We start from the raw sequence: 24,233 nt of genomic DNA, 5'->3' as shown, positions 1-24,233 counted from the left end.
GCGTGCCGCCGTCAGCCGTCAAAGAAGACGCGGCGTTGTGGATTCGATGCGGGACTTTTACGAGCAAATTGTCGGGTTGCCTGAGGACGACGTCGGTTCCGCACAGCGAGGGGCAGCCCAATGGCTGGATTATCCGGGCTGCGTGGTCGTCCAAGGTGAGTTCCGAGCCGACGCCGAGGGGCCTGCAATCGCAGCGCCGGGCTTGTTCATCTCGGTGGCGTTCGATGAAGCCGGTGCTGGCCCCGGCACTCTGACGCGCTCGATCGGCGAGAGGCGGATGGGGGTGATCGCGGTGCGCGAGTCCCTCGCCGTGAAGCGCTCAATGCGGTGCGCCATCGGCCTTGCGTTGCCCGGAGCATCCATCGATCAGCTCGGACTTGGCGCCGCGTTTCGGGCGCTGTTCAAGGACGAAGGATCTGGCGCCGTCGTCCTCTCGCTGGCCGCATCAGCGCGCGTGCGGGCCGTCGCGGCGGAAATGTTCTCGCCGCCGGTCGCCGGAAACGCGGCGCGATTGCTGATGTCGGCGCATGCCGCCGAGATCGTCGTCCATGCCTTGTTCGGCGAGTGCAGCCGGATCGCGGTCGATCCGGCAACAGACCTCCAGCGCATGCGCCTGCAATCGGTCAAGGAGCGGATGGATGCCGACCTCGGCTATCCCTGGAGCATCGACGAGCTGGCGCGGAACGCAGGCCTGAGCCGGCGATCTTTCAATCAGAAATTCCAGATCGCCTATGGCGAGAGCGCCATCGACAATCTGAGGGCGCGCCGGCTCGATACTGCACGAGCCCTTCTGATTCACCAGCGCCTGTCGGTCACCGAGGCGGCCTATCGGGTCGGCTATACTCATCCGGCGAACTTCGCGACGGCCTTTCGCAGGCGCTTCGGTCATTCGCCCAGTCGCTGCGAGTAACGGCAGCAGGCGATGCGCCGCCTCACGCCTCAGTCTTGAAAGCCTCCACGTGGACTCAAAGGCGATTTGCGCAGTCGCAAAGGCGTCGTGCGTCTCGATCTGATTACTCCCGGGTGGTCCAAAGACGGAGCTTGGGGAAGACAATGAGGCGTGGCGACGGACAGACGTTCGGTTGGGAACGGTTGATGAAGGCTGGTCTGGGGGCGGCCGGTCTGGGCGTGGTTTTGCAGGTGACACCGACCCTTGCACAGGTCTCCGGGACCAATTCGGGATCGACGGCCGCGTCATTGCCGCCCGTCACCGTGGAGGCGCCGAATCAGGTGCGCCCGCGCGCCGTGTCTGCCCAGCGCAATTCACCGTCGCAACGCGGCCGTGTCGCGGCGCAACGCAATGCCGCCTCCAGGCAAGCCGCAAGCCAGGATGCGCGCGAGGCAGGTGGCGGTCGCGCCACGATATCGAGCGAGAACAGCTACGTTGCCAGCAGCAGCTCCGCCGGCACCAAGACGAACACGCCCCTGCTGGAGACGCCGCAGTCGATCTCGGTCGTGACGCGCAAGGAGCTCAACGACCGCGCCGTGCAGACGCTGACGCAGGCAGTCGGCTATGAGCCGGGCGTGCGCATCGATGCCTCGGGCTACGATCCGCGCTTCGACGCCATCTCGATCCGCGGCTTCGACATCACCTATAACGGCATCTATCTCGACGGCCTGCGTCTCGTCGGCGCTGGCCTTGGCGTGTTCAAGACGGAGCCCTATGGGGTCGACAGCATCACCGTGGTCCGCGGCCCGAGCTCGGCGCTCTACGGCCTCGGCTCGCCAGGCGGACTGATCGATCTGCAAAGCAAGCTGCCGACCAGCCAGCCTTTCCACGAGGTGCAGACGCTGTTCGGCGATCGCGAACGCGTTCAGGGCAATTTCGATTTTTCGGGGCCGATCGATCCCAACGGCCAATTCTCCTATCGGCTGACCGGCATGGTGCGAGACGCCGACGTGTTCGTACCGGGCGGCAAGGACAACCGCACCTATGTCGCTCCCGCCGTCACCTGGAGACCCGACCAATCGACAACCCTCACGCTTCTCGGCGCCTATCAGAAATCGAAGACGCCGGGCTCGATGTTCACCTATTCTTCGGGCATCGGGACGACGACGGACATCTTCACGGGCAGCCCGTCCTACAATTCGCTCGACCAGGAGCAGGGGCGCATCGGCTATCTGTTCGAGCACGCGTTCGACAACGCCGTGACCGTCCGCCAGAAATTCCGCTACGTCGATCTCGACGCCGTCACGCGCTATGTCGGCTTTCTCGGTGCTCCCGTCGGCAACGTCGTGTCGCGTTATACCGGCTACGTCCACGACACGCTGCAATCGGCCATCATGGACAACCAGGTCGAGGCGAAGCTCTCCACCGGCCCGGTGCAGCACACGCTTCTGGTCGGCACCGACTACACATCGTCGAAGTTCACCGACAAGCAGGGGTTCGGCTTCGGCGTGTCCGATCTCAATCTGGCTGCGCCGGTCTATGCGCCGGAATCCATTCCGGATCCCGCGATCTCCTCGTCCACGGCGCAGCGGCAAACCCAGTCCGGCGTCTACATTCAGGACCAGACCAAACTCGACCACTGGATCCTGACGCTGAGCGGCCGCAGCGACTGGGTCCGCACCACCGGCGAGGACCGGTTCGCGCTGACAAGACAGACGCAATCTGATCAGGCCTATAGTGGGCGGGCAGGCCTGACCTATGTGTTCGATTCCGGTGTGGCGCCCTACATCGCCTATTCGACGTCGTTTTTTCCCAATCTCGGCGTCGATCCCTCAGGCGCCTTCTTCAAGCCGACCACCGGCAAGCAGACCGAGATCGGCGTGAAGTATCAGCCGCCGGGGACGCGAAGCCTCATTACCGCTGCCGTGTTCGACCTGACGCAGGATGGCGGCCTGGTGACGACGGGCACCGGCGTGACGGTCCAGCGCGGCGAAATTCAAAGCCGCGGCTTCGAATTGCAGGGGCTTGCAAGCTTCGGCAATGGTTTCGACATCACCTCGTCCTACAGCTATCTCGACATGGTCACCAAGCAGGCCGGCGACAGCGCGCTGGTCGGCAAGTTTCCGTCGGGCAATCCTCCGCACACCGTGACGCTGTGGGGCAATTACGCCCTGCCGCTGGCTGGTCCCTTCGCGGGCCTGAGCGTCGGTGCCGGCGCGCGCTACATGTCTTGGAGCTATGGCGACGACGCGAACACGTTCAAGAACAGCTCGGTGACCCTGGTCGATGCCGCGCTGAAATACGATTTCAGCCAGGCCGCAAAGGAGCTGAAGGGCCTCACGTTCCAGGTCAACGCCAAGAACCTGTTCAATGTGCACTACACGACGTGTCAGGTCGGTTACTGCTACCGGGGCGCGCCGCTGACCGTCATCGCCACGCTCGGCTATCGCTGGTGAGCGGAGCTGCCGGGCGGACGTCGCCGGACAATTACCAATAGATCCCGTGGCGGTGCAGTTCGCGGATCACGCGGGCTTCGACAGATGGCTGCCGGCGTTTCGGCTTTGGCGCTTCGGTCGTCTTTGCCGGCGTCGTGCTTGATTGCACCGGAGCTGCGGCGGTCGGTGCCGTTGCGGCGGGTGCGGTCGGCGTCTGGACGTTTGCCGGTGACGCTTGCGTCGCCTGCGGCGGCACGGCGGCCGGCGCGGCCGGCTGCTCGGTGGCCGGTTGCTTCGAATCGGCCGCCGCCAGGCTGAGGCTCCGCGAGCCTCCGGCATTGGCCTGGCTTGCGAGCAGCGACATCGCGGCGATCAGGATCAGCTTGCTAATGGCAATCCCCGTCATCTGGTCAATCGATCTTACCCAATTCCCTTGGGCTTCATGGACCTAACGCGCGAGGCGGTGCGTGCCGATCTCGATCAGGGTGGTCCGGCAGGACAGGCGATAGATCAGGCTGAAAAGTTGACCCCACATGACCGAACTCCGTTGTTGATCAATGCAGAGAATCTAGACCGCCTGCCTTTCCGGCGTTTTTCGCCGGGTGAGGAAAATGGCTTCGTCCGGGGGCGGCGCGATGTCGTCGCAACAGTCCGGAAGAAGTCGCCTCACGCGGGCGTGAAGCAGCGCGCCGAGCGGGGCCGATCGGATTCCGATCAAGGCCGGTAGTTCTCCCGGGATGAAGCGCCCGCAGCGCGGCAGTAACGTGCGGGCGCCTCAGCCCCGGTTATTGTATGAGTTCCGATCGCCAAGACGATCCGCCGATCCTCATCTGCTCAAAATGCAGGCGGCCAATGAAGTTCCTGGCGACACTACCTGGAATAGTCACGCTGCCTGCGGAGCACGTTTATCATTGCGTCCAGTGCCGTCGCGTCGACACGATTCGGCTGAAGTGACGCTCTGGTGGCCGGGGCGGGCCGCTTACAGCAGTTGTAGCTGCTCCCGCCGCCGCGAAACCGGTGCTATAATATCGTGAACAGACGAGAACAGGGAGGACACCATGAACCACACCATGGTTCCCAGTGATCGCGTGGAGCACGTCGCCGTCTACGGACGCGACGGCACGAAGCTCGGCACGATCGAGCGGTTGATGCTCGACAAGATGAGCGGAACGGTCGCCTATGCCGTGATCAAGACCGGCGGGCTGCTCGGTACGCGTCACCATTATCCGCTGCAGTGGAGCGCGCTGAAATACGATCCAGCACGGCAGGCGTTCCAGACCGAGCAGACGCTGGACGAACTCAGCAGCGGCCCGTGCGAGTTCGATGGCGACGCGTTCGACTGGGGCGACCGCTCGCGGCCCTACCCGCATCCGCATTACTGGTCGGTCTAGCGAGCAAGACGGTTCGGCCGCGGAGCAGTATTTGACGCGAGCGCCCGCTATCCCGCGAGCGGCTGCTCGCCGACCTTGGGCCAATAGGTGCCGAAGCTCCAGAGCCCGCCCTCCGGATCGCGTGCGGCGAAATCGCGGCTGCCATAATCGGTCGTGTAGGGCTCCATCTCGATCTGCGCCCCGGCGGCTTTCACCTTTTGAAAGAGCGCGTCGGGATCCTCCACGGCCAGATAGACGGCATCCGTCCGCCGGCCGCCGATGTCGCCAACCAATTTGCCGTAGGCATCGTCGCGATGCGCGCCCAGCATGAGGATCGACGATCCGAACGCCAGCTCGGCGTGAACGACCGTGCCCTCCTTGCGGTACACCACCCGTTCGGTGAAGCCGAGAACGTCCTTCAGCCAGGCGATCATCGCCTCGGCATCCTTGCAGCGCATGGTGTGGTAGAGGCGCGGCGCTTCGTAGCCGTTCGGCTGGTTCATGACACTCTCCAGGTTCGGTGCAAGCTTGTTGCGAAGCCGACCCTAGTTCGGATCATGGCGGCCGGCTTGAACAAATGGGACCTGACCGTGCCTCGCGCCGTCTTGCCGCTGTTTTGGCGCTAGCCCCCGCCGTCCCGCATCAGGCGGGAATCGACGACATCGAGCCGCGCGGCCCATCCGGTCGGCGTCTCTCCGCTGAACATCCGGAAATCGCGAGCAAGATGTGCCTGGTCGGCATAGCCGGCGTCCGCGGCAATGGCCGCCCAGCCGCCTGCGCCATCCGTCCGGGCCAGGACGCAAGCGCGATGAAAGCGCAGCATCTGGGCCAGCGTCTTTGGCGGAGCGCCGATCTCGCGGTGGAAGCGGCGTGTGAGATGCTTGCGGCTCCAGCCGATGTCGGAGGCAATGTCGGCGATCCTGACCGCGCCCGCGCCTCGCCACAGCGTCTCCAGCGCGAAGGCGACCTCAGGCGAGGGCTCGTGTACGGCGCGGCGAAGCACGAAGTCTTCGACGATCTCGAATCGTCGCTGCCAGCCGGCCGCCTCGGCCACCCTGGCGCGGAGCTCCCTGCCGTGCCGTCCCAGAATGTCGTCGAGCCCGACGATCCGCGCGGTCAGATCGGGCACGGCGCCTCCGAAGAAGCGATACGCCCCGAGCGGCGTGAAATCGACCTGAACGCATTCGGCGCGCCCGTCGGATTCGATCACGACCGGCCCAGGAAACAGACCCGCTGCGAAACTCGGCCGCGCATCGGCGGTGTCCGGTCGGTGTCCGAGCGCAATGCGGAAGGGCGTTCCCAAATTCACCAGCAGAGGCAGTGCAAGCGGCGCGGCGTGGCGGAAGGCGGCCAAGCCGATCCCGCGCTCGCGGTAGAAGGAAATGCTGGAGATCAGCCGCGCAAGACGCGGCGAGGGCGGTCGACGGATGACATCGGGAGGTGCGTCCATCACGCGCTAACGCTCCGTCACTTCGCGCTCCATGCGTATGGTGTCGCAGAGCATGTCGGTCATGCCTGGAGCTTAGCAGGCGATCGCAGCGGAACTCAAATGACCCGGTGCGTGGCCGTCGAATTGCGCCGAAGCGCTGCCACCCCGTCACGGCCGGTTGCGCATCCAGTCGGCCAGGCCCGCTATCGCCTTGTCGAGATCCTGGCGCGCGGCGGCGTCGGTGATCGTCTCCTCCAGCGCGCCGCGCATGCAGAGCATCCAGGCGTCGCGCTCGGCGTCCCCAATGGCGAAGCCGAAATGGCGCTGGCGCAGCCGCGGATGACCTTTCTCGGGTGTATAGAGCCGCGGGCCACCGGTCCATTCGGTGAGATAGCGCTTCAGCACGTCCCTGATCAGGCCAAGGTCGTCCGCATGCATGGCGCGGATGATCTTCGCCTCCGGCAGCGTGTCCATGCGGTCGTAGAAGCGGTCGACGAGGGCGTCGATCGTGGCGCTGCCGCCGATCCGCTCGAACATGGAGGTGGCGACGTCGGTGGACGTCATCGCTACAGCGCCACGCTGCGCAGGCCGAAGCTGCGGGCTTCGTTCTGCAGCACCGGCCGCACCGCATCGATCAGGCGTGCGGCGGCGGCATCGACGGAGAGGCCGGCGGTATCCACCACCGCGGTCGCGCGCGAATACAACGGCTCGCGGCTGAGCAGGATGTTGCGCAGCTCCGTCATCGCCGAGCGATCATCAGCCATCGGGCGTAGATCGCCCTGGCGACGCACGCGCGCCATGTGCTCCTCGGGCTCGGCCTTCAGCCAGATCGTGTAGAACGAGGAGAGGACCTGATCGAAGGTCAGGGGCTCGGAGACGATGCCGCCGCCGGTTGCCAGCACCATCAGCTCGTTGCGCGCGAGCAGCTGTTGCAGTGCCGCCTGCTCCATGCGGCGAAAGCCTTCCTGGCCGTACAGCGCGATGATCTCGGCGACCGAGAGCCCGTTCTGCTGCTCGACCTCCTTGTTGAGCTCGACGAAACTCCAGCCGATCCTCTTCGCCAGCATCCGCCCAAGTGTGGACTTGCCGGCGCCGCGCAGGCCGATCAGCGCGATCCCGCAGAACGGCGCGCGCCGAGGCGCGGTTGCGCTGCCGCCGGCGAGCAGATCCTTGGCCTGAGCAATCTGCGCGGGCGTCGCCTTGCGCAGGAGGTCGCGAAACACCTGCCAGTCCGGGGTCGGATCGGCGCTGGGCAGCAAATCTTCGAGATGGGCGCCCATCGCGTCGGAGACGCGGCGCAGCAGCACGATCGAGACATTGCCCTTGCCGCTCTCGAGCTGCGCGATGTAGCGCTCCGAAATTCCCGACACCTTGGCGAGTACTTTGCGCGACATGCCGCGCAGCGCGCGCATGGTGCGCACACGCTGGCCGAGTTGTTCGAGGAAGCGGGATTCGGCGTCGGGACTTTCGGTCATGAGTCTTCTTTACAGGGGTCCTGCGGCGCGTTTTAATGAAACATAGTGCCTGCTGGCATTGACAGCAAGCCGCCGTGGTGTCTTTCTATGAATTATAATTCTAATTCCGGGGAGATGTCCGTGAGCGAGGGATCCTATAACGCGGTGACCTGGCTGCTCGACCGTAACGTCAGGGAGGGCAGGGGCAGTAAGCTCGCCTTCGACGACACCGTCTCGCGACTCACCTATGGCGAGCTCCAGCAACAGACCCGGCGCGCCGCCAACATGCTGCGCCGGCTCGGCGTCCGCCGCGAGGAGCGCGTGGCGATGATCATGCTGGATACAATCGATTTCCCGATCGTGTTCCTGGGCGCGATCCGCGCCGGCATCGTGCCGGTGCCGCTCAACACGCTGCTGACCGCGGACCAATACGCCTACATCCTCGCCGACTGCCGCGCGCGCGTGCTGTTCGTGTCCGAAGCGCTCTATCCCGTCATCAAGGACGTTGTCGGCCGCATGCCGGATCTCGAGCATGTCGTGGTCTCCGGCGCCAAGCAGAACGGCCACAAGCAGCTTGCCGAAGAGCTCGCTGGCGAGAACGATCAGTTCACCACCGCCGTGACGCATCCGGACGAGCCGGCGTTCTGGCTGTACTCGTCGGGCTCGACGGGCATGCCGAAGGGCGTGCGCCATTTGCATTCCAATTTGCAGGCCACTGCCGACACCTATGCCAAGCAGGTGCTCGGCATCCGTGAGAGCGATGTGTGTCTCTCCGCGGCGAAATTGTTCTTCGCCTATGGCCTCGGCAATGCGCTGACCTTTCCAATGTCTGTCGGTGCCAGCGTGATCCTCAACAGCGAGCGTCCGACGCCGGCGCGGATGTTCGACCTGATGAACCGCTACAATCCCTCGATCTTCTATGGCGTGCCGACCTTGTTCGCCGCGATGCTCAACGACGAGACCATGAAGAGCGAGCGCGGCGGCAAGGCTTTGCGCATCTGCACCTCCGCCGGCGAGGCGCTGCCGGAATCCGTCGGCCACAGCTGGAAGGCACGGTTCGGTGTCGACATTCTCGACGGCGTCGGCTCGACCGAGCTGTTGCACATTTTTCTGTCGAACGCGCCCGGCGACATCAGATACGGTTCCTCCGGCAAGCCGGTGCCGGGCTATGCGGTGCGGCTCGTCAACGAGGCGGGCCAGGACGTCGCCGACGGCGAGGTCGGCGAGCTCCTGGTCGATGCGCCCTCCGCCGGCGAGGGCTACTGGAACCAGCGTCACAAGAGCCGCCGCACCTTCGAGGGGCCGTGGACCCGCACCGGCGACAAATACATTCGTGACGCCGACGGCCGCTTCACGTTCTGCGGCCGCGCCGACGACATGTTCAAGGTCTCCGGCATCTGGGTCTCGCCGTTCGAAGTGGAGAGCGCGCTGATCACGCATCCGGCCGTGCTGGAAGCTGCCGTCGTGCCCGAGGCCGATCCGGAAGGCCTCCTGAAGCCGAAAGCCTTCGTCGTGTTGCGCCCAGGCGCAAAGACGACGGACTTGCAGGAGATGCTCAAGGAGCACGTCAAGCAGAAGATCGGCCCCTGGAAATATCCGCGCTGGATCGATGTGGTGGACTCGCTGCCGAAGACCGCGACCGGAAAGATCCAAAGGTTCAAGCTGCGGGAAGGCGCGCGTTAATTGGCCACCTGCAACAGGCCGTGATGGCCGGGCTTGACCTGGCCATCCACGCGCCGCCACGCGTGAGAAAAGACGTGGATGCCCGGGTCAAGCCCGGGCATGACGATCGAGAGAGAAGAGCGCAGAAATGACCAATCTCACCCCCACCGGCTTCCTCGACATCGACGGCGCCAGCCTCGAATACAGATGGCTCGCGCCGCCAGTCCCCGACGCGCCCACCATCGTGATGCTGCATGAGGGCCTCGGCTGCGTCGGCCTCTGGGGTGATTTCCCCGAGAAGCTGCAGCAGGCCACGGGCGCGGGCATCTTCGCCTATTCGCGCGCAGGCTACGGCCAGTCCAGCCCGGTCGCGCTGCCGCGGGCGCTCGACTACATGCATCGTGAGGCGCTGGACGTGTTGCCGAAGCTGCTCGACATGATCGGGTTCAAGCGCGGCCTTCTGCTCGGCCATTCCGATGGTGCCTCGATCGCGACCATCTATGCCGGGGCGCATCAGGATCATCGCCTCAATGGGCTCGTGCTGATCGCGCCGCATTTCGTCGTCGAGGACATCTCGATCAAATCCATCGCCGCGATCAAGACGACGTTCGAGACCACGGACCTCAGGTCGAAGCTCGCGCGCTGGCACAAGGACGTCGACAACGCCTTCCATGGCTGGAACGGCGCCTGGCTCGATCCGAAATTCCGCGATTGGGATATCTCCGAATACCTCGCCTACATCCGCGTGCCCGTGATGATCGTGCAAGGCGCAGATGACCAATACGGGACGCTGCGCCAGGCCGAGATCGCACAGGAGGAATGTTACTGCCCGGTCGACCTGAAAATCATTGCCGGCGCGGCGCATTCCCCGCATCGCGAGGCCCCGGGGCCGACCCTCGATGCCATCATGCAGTTTGCAAAGGCCGCCTTGCGGGATGATCCAGGGCTTCAGGCCGCGTGACCTCCATGCGGATTTAGATGAAGCAAAGTGCATGTGAGTTCGAGATTCGGGCTGGACTAGCCCAGTTAGATGCACTATTGTGCATCTAACGCTCCAAATGCATAACCAAGCTTAAGGGTGGCTCATGGCCGGGGAAGATCGGCGCCTCGCAGGCGGCGCGACATTCATCGATTTCCAGACCGAACCGTCCCGCTACAAGCATTGGAAGCTCGCGGTCGACGGCGACGTCGCGACGTTGACCATGGACGTCGACGAGAATGGCGGCCTGTTCGAAGGCTACCAGCTCAAGCTCAATTCCTACGATCTCGGCGTCGACATTGAGCTCGCCGACGCGATCCAGCGCCTGCGCTTCGAGCATCCCGAGGTGAAGGTCGTGGTGCTGCGCTCGGCCAAGAACCGCGTGTTCTGCGCTGGCGCCAACATCCGCATGCTCGCGGGCTCGACCCATGCCCACAAGGTGAACTTTTGCAAGTTCACCAACGAGACCCGCAACGGCATGGAAGACTCCTCGGAGAATTCCGGCCAGCGCTTCATCACCGTCGTGAACGGCTCGGCCGCCGGCGGCGGCTATGAGCTCGCGCTCGCGACCGATCACATCATCCTCGCCGACGACGGCTCGTCCGCCGTGGCGCTGCCCGAAGTGCCGCTGCTCGCGGTGCTGCCGGGCACCGGCGGTCTCACGCGGGTGGTCGACAAGCGCAAGGTGCGGCGCGACCACGCCGATGTCTTCTGCACCATCGAGGAAGGCGTGAAGGGCAAGCGCGCCGTGCAATGGCGCCTCGTCGACGAGATCGCGCCGAACTCCAAGCTGGAAGCAAAGATCGCCGAGCGCGCCAAGGAATTCGCAGGCCAATCGAAGCGCAAGGGCAGCGGCAAGGGCATCGCGCTGACGCCGCTCCGGCGCCTGATCGACGAAAACAGCATCCGCTACGGCTTCGTCACCGTCGATATCGATCGCACAGCGCGCATCGCCACCATCTCGATCAAGGCGCCGGAGACCGCGCCGCCCGCCGACATCGACGGCATGATGGCGCAAGGCGCCTCGTTCTGGCCGCTGCAAGTGGCGCGCGAGCTCGACGACGCCATCCTTCACTTACGCATCAACGAGCTCGAGATCGCGATGCTCGTCTTCAAGAGCCACGGCGACCGTGCCCATGTGCTGGCCTGCGATGCGTTCCTCGAAGCCAACAAGGCGCATTGGCTGGTCAACGAGATCAGGCATTACTGGAAGCGCGTGCTCAAGCGCGTCGACGTCACTTCGCGCACGCTGGTGACGCTGGTCGAGCCCGGCTCCTGCTTTGCCGGCACGCTCGCCGAGCTCGTCTTCGCCGCCGACCGCTCCTACATGCTGATCGGCACCCGCCAGGGCGACAATCGTCCGCCGCCGTCGATCGAGCTGTCCGCCATGAATTTCGGCCCGTACCCGATGAGCCACGGCCTGACACGGCTGGAGTCGCGCTTCCAAGCCGACCCGTCCGATCTGGAGCGCGTGGAAGCAACGCTCGGCACCAGCCTCGACGCCGAGCAGGCCGAAGAGCTCGGCCTCGTCACCTTCGCGCTCGACGACATCGACTGGGACGATGAGGTCCGCGTGTTCCTCGAGGAGCGCGCCAGCTTCTCGCCCGACAGCCTCACCGGCATGGAAGCCAGCCTGCGCTTCGTTGGCCCGGAAACGATGGAATCGAAGATCTTCGCGCGCCTCACCGCCTGGCAGAACTGGATCTTCCAGCGCCCGAACGCCGTCGGCGAGGAAGGCGCGCTGCGCCGCTACGGCAGCGGCCAGAAACCGAAATTCGATATGACGCGAGTCTAGCGAGTAGGGAGCGGCGAATGGCGAATAGGGAATGCCCATTCGCTACTCGCCATTCGCCATTCGCCCCTTCAAACGAGCTAGTCCCACACGGGAGGTCCCCATGAACATGAACATCATGAACGTCGACTACTCGACCAAGATTCCGAACAACGTCAACCTCGCCGAAGACCGCCAGGTGCTCAAAGCGCTGGAGGGCTGGCATCCCGGTTACATGGACTGGTGGAGCGACATGGGGCCGGAAGGCTTCCAGGAATCGCTTGTCTATCTGCGCACCGCTTACTCGGTCGATCCGCGCGGCTGGGCCAAGTTCGACTATGTCCGCATGCCCGAATATCGCTGGGGCATTCTGCTTGCGCCGCAGGAAGAGAACCGCGTCGTGCCGTTCGGCGAGCATTATGGCGAGCCGGCCTGGCAGGAAGTGCCGGGCGAGCACCGCGCCATGCTGCGCCGCCTGATCGTGATCCAGGGCGACACCGAGCCGGCCTCGGTCGAGCAGCAGCGCCATCTCGGCAAGACCGCGCCCTCGCTCTACGACATGCGCAATCTGTTCCAGGTCAATGTCGAGGAAGGCCGTCACCTCTGGGCGATGGTCTATCTGCTCCAGAAATATTTCGGCCGCGACGGCCGTGAGGAGGCCGACGATCTCTTGCGCCGCCGCTCCGGCGATGCCGACGCGCCGCGCATGCTGGGCGCCTTCAACGAGGCGACGCCGGACTGGCTGTCCTTCTTCATGTTCACCTATTTCACCGACCGCGACGGCAAGATGCAGCTGCACTCGCTCGCGCAGTCCGGCTTCGATCCCCTGTCGCGCACCTGCCGCTTCATGCTGACGGAGGAAGCGCACCACATGTTCGTCGGCGAGACCGGCATCACCCGCGTCGTGCAGCGCACCTGCGATGCGATGAAGGCGGCCGGCATCACCGATCCCACCGACATCGCGAAGGTCCGCGCGCTCGGCGTGATCGATCTTCCGACCATCCAGAAGAAGCTGAACCTGCACTACACGCTGTCGCTCGACCTGTTCGGCTCGGAAGTCTCGACCAACGCGGCCAACGCGTTCAACGCCGGCATCAAGGGCCGCTACCACGAGACGCAGATCGACGACGATCACCAGCTCAAGAATTCGACCTATCCGGTGCTCAAGCTGATCAACGGCGAAGTCAAGCTGGTCGACGAGCCGGCGCTGACCGCGCTCAACATGCGCCTGCGCGACGATTACAGCCAGGATTGCGTCAAGGGCATGCTGCGCTGGAACAAGGTAATCTCGACCGCCGGCTACGACTTCAAGCTGACGCTGCCCAACGTCGCCTTCCACCGCCACATCGGCGAGTTCAAGGACGTGCACGCGACGCCCGACGGCATCCTGATCGACGATGCGACCTGGGCCAAGCGCAAGGACGAATGGCTGCCGTCGGCCAGCGACGGCGACTTCATCACCTCCCTGATGCAGCCCGTCACCGAGACCGGCAAGTTCGCCTCCTGGATCTCTCCGCCCAAGGTCGGCATCGACAACAAGCCGGGCGATTTCGAGTACGTGAAGATCGAGTCGTAGGGCGCTTGCGACGCACCACGACCGTTCCACACCCATAGCGTCATCGCCCGGCTTGACCGGGCGATCCAGTATTCCAGAGGCGGTGTGATAGACGCGAGGCGCCGCGGCGTACTCACACGCCAGCCTGCCCACCGCCTGCTTGCCCCAAGAACAAAGCTATTCGGGTAGTCCCGCCTTGATCATCGCTTCCAAGAGTTCCGCTCTAAGCTTGGGCGAATAGTGCGGGGCAGCCACAGTTGATCGTCGAGAGCCAGAAGATCGGCGGAGAATTTCTGCCATCAGCTTTTGAGCGTCGTCCAATCGTCCAGCGCCCACGTAGCAGAGGATGGCCTGAGCCATTCCTACATTAAACGCCGGGGGGAAGGCTCGAACGGCTTTGTCAGCCCACTCACCCGCTTCGGCATGTCTGCCGGCGTTGTGATGCGCTAGAGCAAGTCCCAGCATTGCGTTGTAGTTGAAAGGATCGCGCGGACTTAGGTGCAGAGCCAGCTCAAGGTCCGCAACGGCGGCATCGGATTCGCCTTGCCAACCTCGAATGAGGCCCCGCGCGTGAAGTGCGGGTCCATAGGTTGGATTGAAGTGGATGGCGCGCTCGACTAATTCAACCCCGCCATTGAGGTCGAGCGCGAACCAGAACAGGAGAAAGCCCACAACGGTTAAGGCCATTGCGTCGTCTGCCCCAAGCTCCTTTAAACGTTCGGCAATCTGCAAGACCTGAGCGTTGTCTTCGACAAAGTCTCCAGGCCAATTGTTGGCCCTTCGCCACGCTATGCAAGTTGCAACACCGCCATACGCAGGCGCAAAGCTGCGATCAAGAGCAATCGCTTGCTCGAAATGCCTCGAAGCAGCTTCATTATTCTGTGGAGTGGTTGGGAAACGAATATGAGGCAAACCGCGATAATACGCTGTCACCGCATCGATGTTACCGGTCCTTCTTCGACTGGCTCTGTCGATCTCGGCACGATCGACTTCTGGCGCGATGGCCCCGACCACGTGTAGCGCGACCTTGTCCTGTAAATCGAAAACGTTTCCCAAAGCGCCTTCAAACCGATCGGCCCAAAGGTGCGCGCCAGTTGCAACATCGATCAATTGTGCATTGATTCTTAGCTGCGACCCTTCCTTGCGCACACTGCCTTCGAGCACGTATCGCACGCCAAGCTCCTGGCCGACGCGCTTGATGTCGACAGCCTTACCTTTGTAGGTGAACGAGGAGTTGCGAGCGATGACAGAGAGCGTCCTGAAGCGCGAGAGAGCAGTAATGATATCGTCAACCAACCCATCGGCGAAGTATTCTTGTTCTGGACGGGCCGGCATGGACTGGAACGGCAACACGGCAATCGCGGGTTTGTCGGACGGCCCGGGAGCTGGTGTCGGGGGTTGAAGTGCGTCATTTGGGACCGCAGCATCATCCTGTCCGCCGATTTCCTGCACGCTGCCAATGAAGCGAAAGCCCTTCCTCTGTAGCGTCTTAATGAGGCGCTGCTGATCGCCGGCATCGTTGATTGCAGCGCGCGCTGCATTGAGGCGGGTCGCAAGCGCGGCATCCGAGATGGCGCGGCCGCCCCAAATGGCGGAAATCAGATCGTCCTTGCTAACCACGCGCTGGCGGTTGCGGATCAGGTAGAGAAGCACGTCGAAGGCCTGCGGCGTCACCGAAACCGCATCGATCCCCCTGCGTAGCTCCCGCTTGTCGGCGTCGAGCGCAAAATCTTCAAACAGATAGCGCATCAGCTCGTCCGTTCCTCCAGCAGCACGAGCGTAGCACAGCCTAGCAAGCGGGGAGTGTGCGAAATCAGCCGTCGATAATGAAAATGTAAGTGGTCAGTAAAGTGTTGAGGTCGCGCTTCGCGCATCCTTGCCAGGCGAAACCCTCGAGACCGGAGGTGATGGCGATGAACACAGCCTCAACAATGCTGCAGGATAGGCACGGCCCCATCGACTATGGCGAGGAGGGCACGGGCCCCACCATCGTGTTCGTTCCGGGATCGTGGGCGACCGCGTCAACCTGGCGGGGCGTGATCGAGGCGCTCGGCGGTCGTTTCCGGACGGTGACGACGAGCCTTCCGGGTTATGGCGGCACGAGGGACCGACGGACGGCTGCCGATACATCGATCGATCGGCAGGCGGAGATCATCGAAGCCGTGATCCGCCGGGCCGGCGGTCCCGTGCATCTCGTCGGACATTCCCTCGGCGCGCTCGCGTGTCTGGACGTCGCGCTGTGCGGGATGCTGCCGCTCATGAGCCTGACCCTGATAGAGCCGGTGGCTTTCGGCCTGCTGCGCCGGGAGAGCCAGCTTGCGCTGTATGAGCAGTTCACGGCGATGCGCGATGCATACTTCCAGGCGTTCGAAAACGGCGAGAGGGAAGCCGCGCTCCGGGCGATCGATTATCTCGGCGGTGAGGGCAGCTTCGATGCCCTGCCGTCCCGGATGCGACAATACATCGTTAGGACGACCGCGACCCAGGTTCTGGACATGCGTTCGACATTCGATCCACCATTATCGGCTTTCGCCAACATCCTGCTCCCAACCCGCCTCATCTGCGGTGAGCGTAGCCCGCAAGCGTTGCAGCGAAGCGCGGAAATCCTGACCCGTGCGTTGGCGAACGCGTCGCTATGCACGATAGCGGGCGCAACCCACTTTATGCCGGGCACGCACGCTGCGGAAGTAGCCCAGCGCATTGGTGACCATGTGTCTACGACCGAAGCGCTTGCTTGGGACAGCCTGTCCATCGCCTCTCCGTTCAGTTCACGATCGCTCGGCCATGCGGTCTAGATCACCAACTGCTTCCGCAGCGCCCTCGCCGGCTGCCTCGGTCATCGCAGGCGCGGAGCCAGCGCCCCGCGGCGCAATTTCCCGGGCGAACTGGTTGAGTGAAAGCAAGGTGGAACGCGCATGAGAGACTTGATTGGACAGACCGCATTCGTGACTGGCGCTGCCTCGGGCATCGGACTGGGGATCGCGACCGTGCTGTCGCGGGCGGGCGTGAGGGTCATGCTCTGCGATATCGAGGAGGAGGCGCTGAAAAAAGTGGTCGCGGACCTGAAGACACGAACCAAAGCCGATGTCGATGGCGTGAAAGCGGACGTTTCGCTCAAGGGCGAACTTCAGGCGGCAGCGGACGCGACCGTCGCGCGGTACGGCAGAATCCACATATTGGTCAACAATGCGGGCGTGGGTGGCGGCGGCACCTTTGGTGAGTGGACTGATTCAGGCTGGAACTGGGTCCTCGGCGTCAATCTGATGTCGGTGATCTGGGGCTTCGAGATATTCGGTCCGCTGATCGAAGCGCACGGCGAAGGAGGGCAGGTTGTTTCCACGGCGTCCGTCTCCGGACTGATTACGGGACCAAGTCCGGCATACGATGTAAGCAAATATGGAGTGGTGGCGCTCTCCGAGGGGATGCGTAACGTGCTCGCGCCGAGGAAGATTGGGGTCTCCGTTCTGTGTCCGGGCTTTATCCGCACGCAGATCATGAACTCTCGGCGCAACGTGCCGCACCGATTTGCCGGGGCTGTCGGCAACCCTCCGCCGACAGAAGGACCACGCGCGGAGATCATCAAGGCATTGCATGAACGGATCAACAACGGCGTTGATCCGCTCTACGTAGGCGAGCTGGTTCGCGAGGCCATCGAAAACGACTGGCCCTACATTTTCACCGATACTGAGCACGAACCATTCATCGAGCAGCGCTTCGCAGCGATCAAGCAAGGATTCGACCGGATACGCGGACGAACGCCGCGACGCTAGCTCTCGCATCCATAGATTTTGAGTACACGCGCCAGCTCGACGCGTGTTTTGCCCGACGTGTCAACTGCATGGCGGCTGCAAATGTTGTCTCCAGGCCGCTCGAAAGATCCCTTATCGATCAAGGGGCCCGCTACTGTGCATGGGGTTGTTTTCGACGTTTTGGTTTTAAGCCCGATGCACGTGACGGGAGACCGCCGGATCAATCGCTATCCCACCCGCTGCCCTTGATCCCGGGGTTCGCATAGACGATGCCGCCATCCACCGCGATGGTCGCTCCCACCACATAGTCGCCGGCGCGCGAGGCGAGGTAGATCGCAGCGCCTGCCATGTCCTCGTCGGTGCCGATGCGGCCCACGGGGACGCGCGTTGCAACCTCGTCGGCGTGGTCGCGCGCGGCGCGGTTCATGTCGGACTTGAACGGGCCCGGCGCGATCGCCGTGATCACGATGTGGTCCGGGATGAGCTTCACCGCCATGCGCCGCGTCAGATGGATCAGCCCGGCCTTGCTCGCGGCATAGGAATAGGTCTCGCCGGGATTGACGAAGATGCCGTCGATCGAGGCGATGTTGATCACCTTCGCCGGCCGTTCCGCGCTCGCTGACGTGCGCAGCGTCGGCGCCAACGCCTTGGTCAGGAAGAACGGCGCCTTGACGTTGAGGTTCATCACCTTGTCCCAGCCGTTCTCCGGAAATTCGTCGAACTCCGCGCCCCAGGCGGCGCCCGCATTGTTGACGAGGATGTCGAGCCGGGACTCGCGTTTCCCGAACTCGCTGGCCAGCAGCTCGGCGCCGGCAACGGTCGAGATGTCGATCGGCAGCGCGATGCATTCGCCGTCATATTGCGCGCTGAGCTCCTTGGCGGTGGCCTCGCAGGGGCCGGCCTTGCGCGCGGTGATGTAGACCTTTGCCGCGCCGGCGCTGAGAAATCCCGCCGCGATCATCTTTCCGATGCCGCGCGAGCCGCCGGTTACCAGCGCGATGCGGCCTTTGAGCGAGAACAGATCGTTGAACATGCGTCCCTCCCTTGGTTGCCGCCGGTTGTGGGCGGAGCGGGGAGGGGTGTCAAGGAAGGCACGCTTGTCCTCGACCAGTGCAGATTGAGGCCTACGCCGCCGCGATGCGGCGGAAGCCGTTCCACATCGCGGTCGCGGCACCCGAGGTCAGCACCGGCAGGATCCGCGCGTCCTGATAATTGCCATTGAGCGAGACGCGGGGCAGCGCGGTCATGTGGCCGGCGTTCTCCGCGAACAGCATGCCGGGCCGCGTCGTCACCGCGGTCTTGAAACCGGCGGATGCGGCAAGGGCGAATTCGCGCGCGCCCGCGGCGTCGCGGTCGCCATAGGGATAGGCGAGGTGCAGCACGGGGCGCTCCAGCACCTGCTCGATCCGCGCGCGGCTTGCGGCCATCTCCTGCGCGGCGATGTCTTCCGTCTGCTTGGCGAGATTGCAATGGCTGATGCTGTGCGCGCCGATCGTGACCAGCGGATCGGCGGCAAAGGACTTGAGCTCGGCCCAGGACAGGCACAAGCCGCGGCACAGCGCTTCCATGTCGACGCCGTAAGTCCTGCACAGCGCCCCGATCTCGCGCGCAAGATCCTGCTCGCCCGGCAGCGCGCGCAGCCAGTCGTGCAGGCGGTCGAATGCCGCTTGCTTCGCCGCGACACTGTTCGCATCGAGCCGCAGGGCGGAATTGCCGATCTGAATGTCGATCTGCTCGGCCTTGGCGATCACGGCCTCCAGCGCCGTCCACCACAATCGCCCGGTGCCGTCGGCAAAATCGCTCGTGACGTAGACTGCCAGCGGCGCGTCAAATTCGCGCAGCACCGGCAGCGCGTAATCCAGATTGTCGCGGTAACCGTCGTCGAGGGTGAAGGCGGCGAAGCGACGGTCGAACCGGCCCTGCACCAGCCGCTCATGCAGCTCGTCCATGCTGACGATGTCGATGTCGCGCGAGCGCAAATGGCACAGCGTGGCGCGCAGGAAGTCGGGGGTGACCTCGAGATGCCGGTTCGGCTGGAACGCGGCCTCGCGCGCCGGCCGCACATGGTGCAGCATGAAAATGGCGCCGACGCCCGACAAGAGCGGGCGCAACAGGTGGTGCGCCCCGCTGAGATAGAGTGCTCCCAGCCCGGCGCGGATGACGTTGTTACGCAGTTGTTTCATGACCGGGTGGGGGACTTTGGCATTCCGGCCTCAACTTACGGAAGAACCCTTGAAGAAAAAGTTATTCCGATTGTCCCACCCGGGCCTTGGGACCAGGGCCATTTCCGGTTTGACAGCCTGCCAAGGGTTTGTTTTGTCTCCGTTTCCAGAGGTCGGGTCGTCGAATGCAGAAGCTTTTCTCGTGGGCCAGCAAATGGTGGCCGGGGTTGATCCCCCTTGCCGTCATGTGGGGATTTGCGGCCTGGAATAATACCTTACCGGTCGAGGCTGATCTGTCGGCCCGCAGCTCGGCTGCGCTGAAGGACACCGTTCTGGACAAGACCCGGATCGCGGTCGACGGCCGCGACGTCAGCCTGGCCGCGGACGCCTTCTCCGAGGAGGGGCGCCGCGACGCAGTGATGGCGGTCGAAACCGTGCCCGGCGTGCGGCTGGTCGACGACCGGACGCGCCTCGTTCCCGAGGCCAAGCCCTTCGTCTGGAATGCCGAGCGCGACGTGGTGCGGGTGACGCTGTCGGGCTCCGCGCCGCTGCCATCGATGAGGGCCCGGCTGACCGAGGCGGCCCGCAAGGAAGTCGGCGGCGTCGAGGTCGCCGACCAGATGGGGCTGGCGCGCGGGGCGCCGCCCCGGTTCGAAGCCGCCGCGATGCTGCTGCTGGATCAAATCGGCAAGCTGAAGGACGGCAAGATCACGATCACCGACACCAACGTCAATCTGTCGGGCATGGCGCGCGAACTCGGCGGTCGTGAGGCGATCGCGGCTGCGCTGAAGAACCTGCCCGAGGGTTTTTCGATTGCGGCCAACGAGATCAAGGCGCCGCCCTACATCTTCCAGGCCTACAAGGATCCGGTGGCTGCGACGGTGACGCTGACCGGCTATGTTCCGGACAACAACGTCCACGCCGCGATCGGCACCAGCGCCTCGCGAAAGTTCTTCACCGAAAAGGTCGTCGACAATCTCAAGGCCAGCATCGGCGCCCCCGGCTCCTTCAGCACGGCTGTTATCGCCGCGCTCGGCGCGCTGTCGCGGCTGTCGACCGGCACGCTGGTCGTCTCCGACCGCGAGGTGAAGCTCTCGGGCGATGCGCTCTACGAGGGCGCCGCCAACGAGATCCGCGCAGGCCTCGGCAAGGACTTCCCGAAGAACTGGCAGTATAAGCCGGAGATCACGGTGAAGCCCGCCGCAGGCCCGGTCGACGGCACCGTGTGCCAGCAATTGTTCTCGGAGCTTCTGACCAAGGGCAAGATCCGCTTCGCGAACAGGCGCGCGGACATCGATCCTGACTCGGCCGGCATTCTCGATCGCCTCATCGAGACTGCGCTGCGCTGCCCCACCACCAATATCGAGGTCGTCGGACATACCGACGCCGATGGCGAGGATGCCTTCAACCAGGCCCTTTCGGAAAAGCGCGCGCAGGCGGTGATCGACTATCTGGTCAAGGCGGGCCTTCCTGCCAGCCGCTTCACCGCGGTCGGCCATGGCAGCACGCAGCCCGTCGCCGGCAACGACACCGATGAAGGCAAGGCGCAGAACCGCCGCATCGAATTTCTGGTGAGGTGACGATGCCTTATCTCGTCTCGTTCCATCTGGGCTGGCTGATCGGCTCGCTGCTGCTGGGCTTCTGCATGGGCTGGATCTCGGTGGTCCAGCGCGGCAACGGCACCTCGAAGGTGATTGCGCGGTGGCTCGCAGTGCTTGCCGCCGCCCTGGTCGCGGCCTCTCTCACCCATGTGGTCCCCGGTCGTTTCGGCTACTGGCTCGACCTCGGCCTGATCATGTTCGCCTGCTATCTCGTCGGCGGCACGATCGGAGCGTGGCTGCGCGATCGGGTGGTCTCGCGTACCGCGCCGCCAGCCGCTGTGTGATGTTGCTATGCACCCTCACGCGCGGGGCGGGGTGTGCTCCGCCGCGGCCTTTCGGCGCATTGGAAAACCGGGACCTGGCCGCTCCAGTCACCCCTCTTTCAACAGGCAGGCCGGCTCCATAGATTGACGTTGGCTTAAGGCGTGACGGAACATTGTGCGGCCGAAATCATCAAAACTTCATGGCCCCTGCGCAGGATCGCCTGGAGATTCGCGCCAAGCCTTGCCGACGAAAGCGCCAAATTCTGCACTGGGAGCTGCGACCCTGCCTAAAATATTGAAGGCACGTGTTTTTGTTCGAATTGGCGAATTCCACTTCGGCCGAAAACGCGCTAGTGGAGGGGCAGGGGGCATGCGCGATTCCGGCGCCGGCGGCGAGGGTTCGTTGAATGCCTGCGCGTCCGCCTGTCCGCCGGCCACCCTGGCCGCTGAAGCGTTGTTCGAGGTCTAGATGCTGGAAGCCATACGCAGGGCGACGACGTTTCTGCGCCAGAAGCAAGTCCTGCATAAGCTTGGAGTCGTGATCAGCATCGCGGTCATCGGCATCGCTTGCTACGTGCTCTACCACATGCTGCGCGGCATCGATTTCAACGAGGTCCTCGAAGCGATCAAGAGCACTGAGCCGAGCCAGATTGCGATGGCGGCGCTATTCGTCACTGCGGGCTATTTCACGCTGACCTTCTACGACCTCTTCGCCACGCGCGCGATCGGCCATGCCCATGTGCCCTATCGCATCAACGCGCTCGCGGCCTTCACCAGCTATTCGATCGGCCACAATGTCGGCGCCTCCGTCTTCACCGGCGGGGCGGTGCGCTACCGCATCTATTCGGCCTATGGGCTCAACGCGATCGACGTCGCAAAAATCTGCTTTCTCGCCGGCCTGACCTTCTGGCTGGGCAATGCCGCGGTGCTCGGCCTCGGCATCGCCTACCATCCGGAGGCGGCAGCCTCGATCGACCAGCTGCCGGTCTGGCTGAACCGGACACTGGCGCTGATGATCATCGTGGCGCTGATCGGTTACGTGATCTGGGTCTGGAGCCAGCCGCGGGTGGTCGGCCGCGGCCCTTGGACGGTGGTGCTGCCGGGCGGCCCGCTGACGCTGCTCCAGATCGCGATCGGCATCGTCGATCTCGGTTTCTGCGCGCTGGCGATGTATGTGCTGGTCCCCGACGAGCCCAATCTCGGCTTCGTGATGGTCGCGGTGATCTTCGTCTCGGCGACCCTGCTCGGCTTCGCCAGCCATTCACCCGGAGGCTTGGGGGTGTTCGATGCCGCCATGCTGGTCGGGCTCTGGCAGATGGACCGCGAGGAGCTGCTGGGCGGCATGCTCCTGTTCCGCGTCCTCTATTATCTGTCTCCGTTCGTCTTATCTGTAATCTTGCTGACGTTTCGAGAGGTTATAATCGGCGCCCGATCGAAGCGCTTGCAACAGGCGGCGCTCAAGCTGGACCCCGGCCCGGCGCCTGAAGCCGCCTATGTGAGAGAGCGCAGCGACAGCGGCGCCTGACCGGTGTCAGGTCCTTAAGGACAGTCCCCAGGAGAAGTCCGCCCCGATGGCGATCGACGCCCCCTCTTCTCCCTCCGCCCAGCCCTGGTCCGATCGGCTGCGGCACTCGACCATCATCCTGATCGCCGCGGCGCTGGCGCTGTCCGTCGTGGTCTCGCTCGGCGAATTGTCGGCGCTGCACGCTGCAATCGTGTTCCTCTGCATCGCGGCGGCTGCCTTGATCCCGTGGCGGCTGCACGATCCCGCCACCTCCCGCGACGACGTCAGACGCATCAACCCGGTCGAGAGCGCGGCGGTGGCCGCGGTGGTCGCCGGCATGCCGGATCCGGCGGTGCTGCTCGACCGGGCCGGCCGCGTCATCCACCTCAACGCCGCCGCCGCCCAGCTCGCGCCGGCGCTGCGCAAGAACGAGCTCGCCCAGTTCGCGCTGCGCTCGCCGGAGATCATCACCGCGCTGCGCGAGGCCATCGCGACCACCGAGCCGCGGCGCGCGACCTATCTCGATCATGTTCCGGTCGATCGCTGGATGGAGCTGATCATCACGCCGGTACCGGTGCCGACCAGCTTCGGCGGCGCCGACAAATGCATGCTGATGACCTTCCACGACCAGACGCCGCTGCGCCGGGTCGAGGAGATGCGCGCCGACTTCGTCGCCAATGCCAGCCACGAGCTGCGCACGCCGCTGGCGGCGCTGTCGGGCTTCATCGATACGCTCCAGGGCCAGGCCAAGGACGATCCCAAGGCGCGCGAGCGCTTCCTCGGCATCATGCACAACCAGGCCACGCGCATGGCGCGCCTGATCGACGATCTCTTGTCGCTGTCGCGGGTCGAGCTGTCGGCCCATGTCCGGCCCGACACCCTGGTCGATCTCGTCCCGATCATCCGTCAGGTCGCCGACGGGCTCGAGCCGCTGGCGCGCGAGCGTCAGGTCGAGGTGGACATCCACCTGCCGGAGCCGCCGGTGATGATCGCGGGGGACCGCGAGGAGCTGCTCCGCCTGTTCGAGAACCTGATCGAGAACGCGCTCAAATACGGCGCCTCCGGCGGGCGCGTCATCGTGTCGCTGACCTCGAGCGCCGCCGCTGACGGAACTCAGGAAATCCGGGTCATGGTCCGCGATTTCGGCCCGGGCATCGCGCCGGAGCACCTGCCGCGTCTGACGGAGCGCTTCTACCGGGTCGACGTCGGCGACAGCCGCTCGCAAGGCGGCACCGGGCTCGGGTTATCGTTGGTGAAACATATCCTTAACCGTCATCGCGGCCGCCTTTTGATCGAAAGCGTGCCCAGGCAGGGCGCCACTTTCACCGCCTGTTTTCCCCAGATCAAGACTCCGGCTTGATCGGAAACGCAAGCAATTTCAATTGCTTGGTTTCGTCATCCAACTGTCAC

The 24,233-nt window shown here is 64.2% G+C and carries 21 protein-coding genes; 13 read left to right on the top strand and 8 right to left on the bottom strand.

The window, feature by feature from the left end; all coding sequences use genetic code 11:
* Positions 1–142: 142 nt before the first annotated feature.
* Together I6F37_RS28015 and I6F37_RS28010 are read left to right on the top strand one after the other, a co-directional pair.
* Entirely contained in the window at positions 143–910 is a 768-nt protein-coding gene (locus I6F37_RS28015) for a helix-turn-helix transcriptional regulator (protein ID WP_225153264.1), read from the top strand.
* Positions 911–1,095: 185 nt separating this feature from the next.
* Complete coding sequence (locus tag I6F37_RS28010; RefSeq protein ID WP_225153262.1) at positions 1,096–3,345, top strand: TonB-dependent siderophore receptor; 2,250 nt, start codon at positions 1,096–1,098, stop codon at positions 3,343–3,345.
* A 31-nt stretch (positions 3,346–3,376) separates the two neighbouring features.
* Here the strand turns inward: I6F37_RS28010 and I6F37_RS28005 are convergent, their stop codons facing one another.
* A complete protein-coding gene (locus I6F37_RS28005; RefSeq protein ID WP_036001763.1) occupies positions 3,377–3,715 on the bottom strand; it encodes a hypothetical protein in 339 nt (112 codons plus the stop codon).
* 667 nt (positions 3,716–4,382) lie between these two features.
* Here I6F37_RS28005 and I6F37_RS28000 point away from each other — a divergent pair.
* Complete coding sequence (locus I6F37_RS28000) at positions 4,383–4,715, top strand: PRC-barrel domain-containing protein (protein ID WP_036001758.1); 333 nt, start codon at positions 4,383–4,385, stop codon at positions 4,713–4,715.
* 47 nt (positions 4,716–4,762) lie between these two features.
* Here I6F37_RS28000 and I6F37_RS27995 read toward each other — a convergent pair whose 3' ends face one another.
* The 4 genes from I6F37_RS27995 to I6F37_RS27980 form a co-directional block, all read right to left on the bottom strand.
* Positions 4,763–5,197: a VOC family protein gene (locus tag I6F37_RS27995; RefSeq protein ID WP_036001753.1), complete on the bottom strand. Its 435-nt coding sequence runs from the start codon at positions 5,195–5,197 to the stop codon at positions 4,763–4,765.
* Between the two features lie 119 nt (positions 5,198–5,316).
* Complete coding sequence (locus I6F37_RS27990) at positions 5,317–6,144, bottom strand: AraC family transcriptional regulator (RefSeq protein ID WP_074447644.1); 828 nt, start codon at positions 6,142–6,144, stop codon at positions 5,317–5,319.
* Between the two features lie 147 nt (positions 6,145–6,291).
* Positions 6,292–6,687 carry a group II truncated hemoglobin gene (locus tag I6F37_RS27985; protein ID WP_057028463.1) on the bottom strand — a complete coding sequence of 132 codons (396 nt, stop codon included), beginning with the start codon at positions 6,685–6,687 and terminating at the stop codon, positions 6,292–6,294.
* A gap of 2 nt (positions 6,688–6,689) precedes the next feature.
* Positions 6,690–7,598, bottom strand: a complete 909-nt coding sequence (locus I6F37_RS27980; RefSeq protein WP_036001723.1) for a helix-turn-helix transcriptional regulator — start codon at positions 7,596–7,598, stop codon at positions 6,690–6,692.
* 120 nt (positions 7,599–7,718) lie between these two features.
* Between I6F37_RS27980 and I6F37_RS27975 the strand changes: the two genes are divergently transcribed.
* The 4 genes from I6F37_RS27975 (at position 7,719) to boxB (ending at position 13,565) form a co-directional block, all read left to right on the top strand.
* A complete protein-coding gene (locus I6F37_RS27975; protein ID WP_036020441.1) occupies positions 7,719–9,260 on the top strand; it encodes a benzoate-CoA ligase family protein in 1,542 nt (513 codons plus the stop codon).
* Between the two features lie 127 nt (positions 9,261–9,387).
* Complete coding sequence (locus I6F37_RS27970) at positions 9,388–10,200, top strand: alpha/beta fold hydrolase (RefSeq protein ID WP_036020394.1); 813 nt, start codon at positions 9,388–9,390, stop codon at positions 10,198–10,200.
* A gap of 124 nt (positions 10,201–10,324) precedes the next feature.
* The gene (boxC, locus tag I6F37_RS27965; protein WP_036020396.1) at positions 10,325–12,013 is read left to right on the top strand and encodes a 2,3-epoxybenzoyl-CoA dihydrolase; all 1,689 of its coding nucleotides are present in this window, start codon (positions 10,325–10,327) and stop codon (positions 12,011–12,013) included.
* 100 nt (positions 12,014–12,113) lie between these two features.
* Entirely contained in the window at positions 12,114–13,565 is a 1,452-nt protein-coding gene (gene boxB / locus I6F37_RS27960; protein WP_036020399.1) for a benzoyl-CoA 2,3-epoxidase subunit BoxB, read from the top strand.
* A 156-nt stretch (positions 13,566–13,721) separates the two neighbouring features.
* On the opposite strand, the gene I6F37_RS27955 is transcribed toward boxB, so the two are convergent.
* Entirely contained in the window at positions 13,722–15,293 is a 1,572-nt protein-coding gene (locus tag I6F37_RS27955) for a winged helix-turn-helix domain-containing protein (RefSeq protein WP_074447645.1), read from the bottom strand.
* Positions 15,294–15,451: 158 nt separating this feature from the next.
* On the opposite strand from I6F37_RS27955, the gene I6F37_RS27950 reads away from it, so the two are divergent.
* On the top strand, positions 15,452–16,339 hold the full coding sequence (locus I6F37_RS27950) for an alpha/beta fold hydrolase (RefSeq protein WP_225153260.1): 888 nt from the start codon (positions 15,452–15,454) through the stop codon (positions 16,337–16,339).
* A gap of 120 nt (positions 16,340–16,459) precedes the next feature.
* Positions 16,460–17,314, top strand: coding sequence for an SDR family NAD(P)-dependent oxidoreductase (locus I6F37_RS27945; RefSeq protein WP_036042753.1), 855 nt, complete (start codon positions 16,460–16,462; stop codon positions 17,312–17,314).
* Between the two features lie 199 nt (positions 17,315–17,513).
* Here the strand turns inward: I6F37_RS27945 and I6F37_RS27940 are convergent, their stop codons facing one another.
* Both I6F37_RS27940 and I6F37_RS27935 read right to left on the bottom strand, forming a co-directional pair.
* Positions 17,514–18,326 carry an SDR family oxidoreductase gene (locus tag I6F37_RS27940; RefSeq protein ID WP_225153258.1) on the bottom strand — a complete coding sequence of 271 codons (813 nt, stop codon included), beginning with the start codon at positions 18,324–18,326 and terminating at the stop codon, positions 17,514–17,516.
* 91 nt (positions 18,327–18,417) lie between these two features.
* Positions 18,418–19,476 carry a polysaccharide deacetylase family protein gene (locus tag I6F37_RS27935; protein ID WP_225153256.1) on the bottom strand — a complete coding sequence of 353 codons (1,059 nt, stop codon included), beginning with the start codon at positions 19,474–19,476 and terminating at the stop codon, positions 18,418–18,420.
* Between the two features lie 164 nt (positions 19,477–19,640).
* Here I6F37_RS27935 and I6F37_RS27930 point away from each other — a divergent pair, with 164 nt between their 5' ends.
* The 4 genes from I6F37_RS27930 (at position 19,641) to I6F37_RS27915 (ending at position 24,183) form a co-directional block, all read left to right on the top strand.
* Complete coding sequence (locus tag I6F37_RS27930; protein ID WP_225153254.1) at positions 19,641–21,035, top strand: OmpA family protein; 1,395 nt, start codon at positions 19,641–19,643, stop codon at positions 21,033–21,035.
* Between the two features lie 2 nt (positions 21,036–21,037).
* Positions 21,038–21,340, top strand: coding sequence for a hypothetical protein (locus I6F37_RS27925; RefSeq protein WP_036001688.1), 303 nt, complete (start codon positions 21,038–21,040; stop codon positions 21,338–21,340).
* A gap of 448 nt (positions 21,341–21,788) precedes the next feature.
* A complete protein-coding gene (locus tag I6F37_RS27920; protein WP_036001683.1) occupies positions 21,789–22,844 on the top strand; it encodes a lysylphosphatidylglycerol synthase domain-containing protein in 1,056 nt (351 codons plus the stop codon).
* A gap of 46 nt (positions 22,845–22,890) precedes the next feature.
* A complete protein-coding gene (locus I6F37_RS27915) occupies positions 22,891–24,183 on the top strand; it encodes an ATP-binding protein (protein WP_036001680.1) in 1,293 nt (430 codons plus the stop codon).
* The last annotated feature ends 50 nt before the right edge of the window (positions 24,184–24,233 follow it).

The organism is Bradyrhizobium sp. NBAIM08 (genome assembly GCF_020193935.1).
GTDB classification, from domain to species: domain Bacteria; phylum Pseudomonadota; class Alphaproteobacteria; order Rhizobiales; family Xanthobacteraceae; genus Bradyrhizobium; species Bradyrhizobium yuanmingense.
The sequence above is the reverse complement of the archived record's forward strand: the minus strand, read 5'-3'. Positions and strand labels throughout refer to the sequence as shown.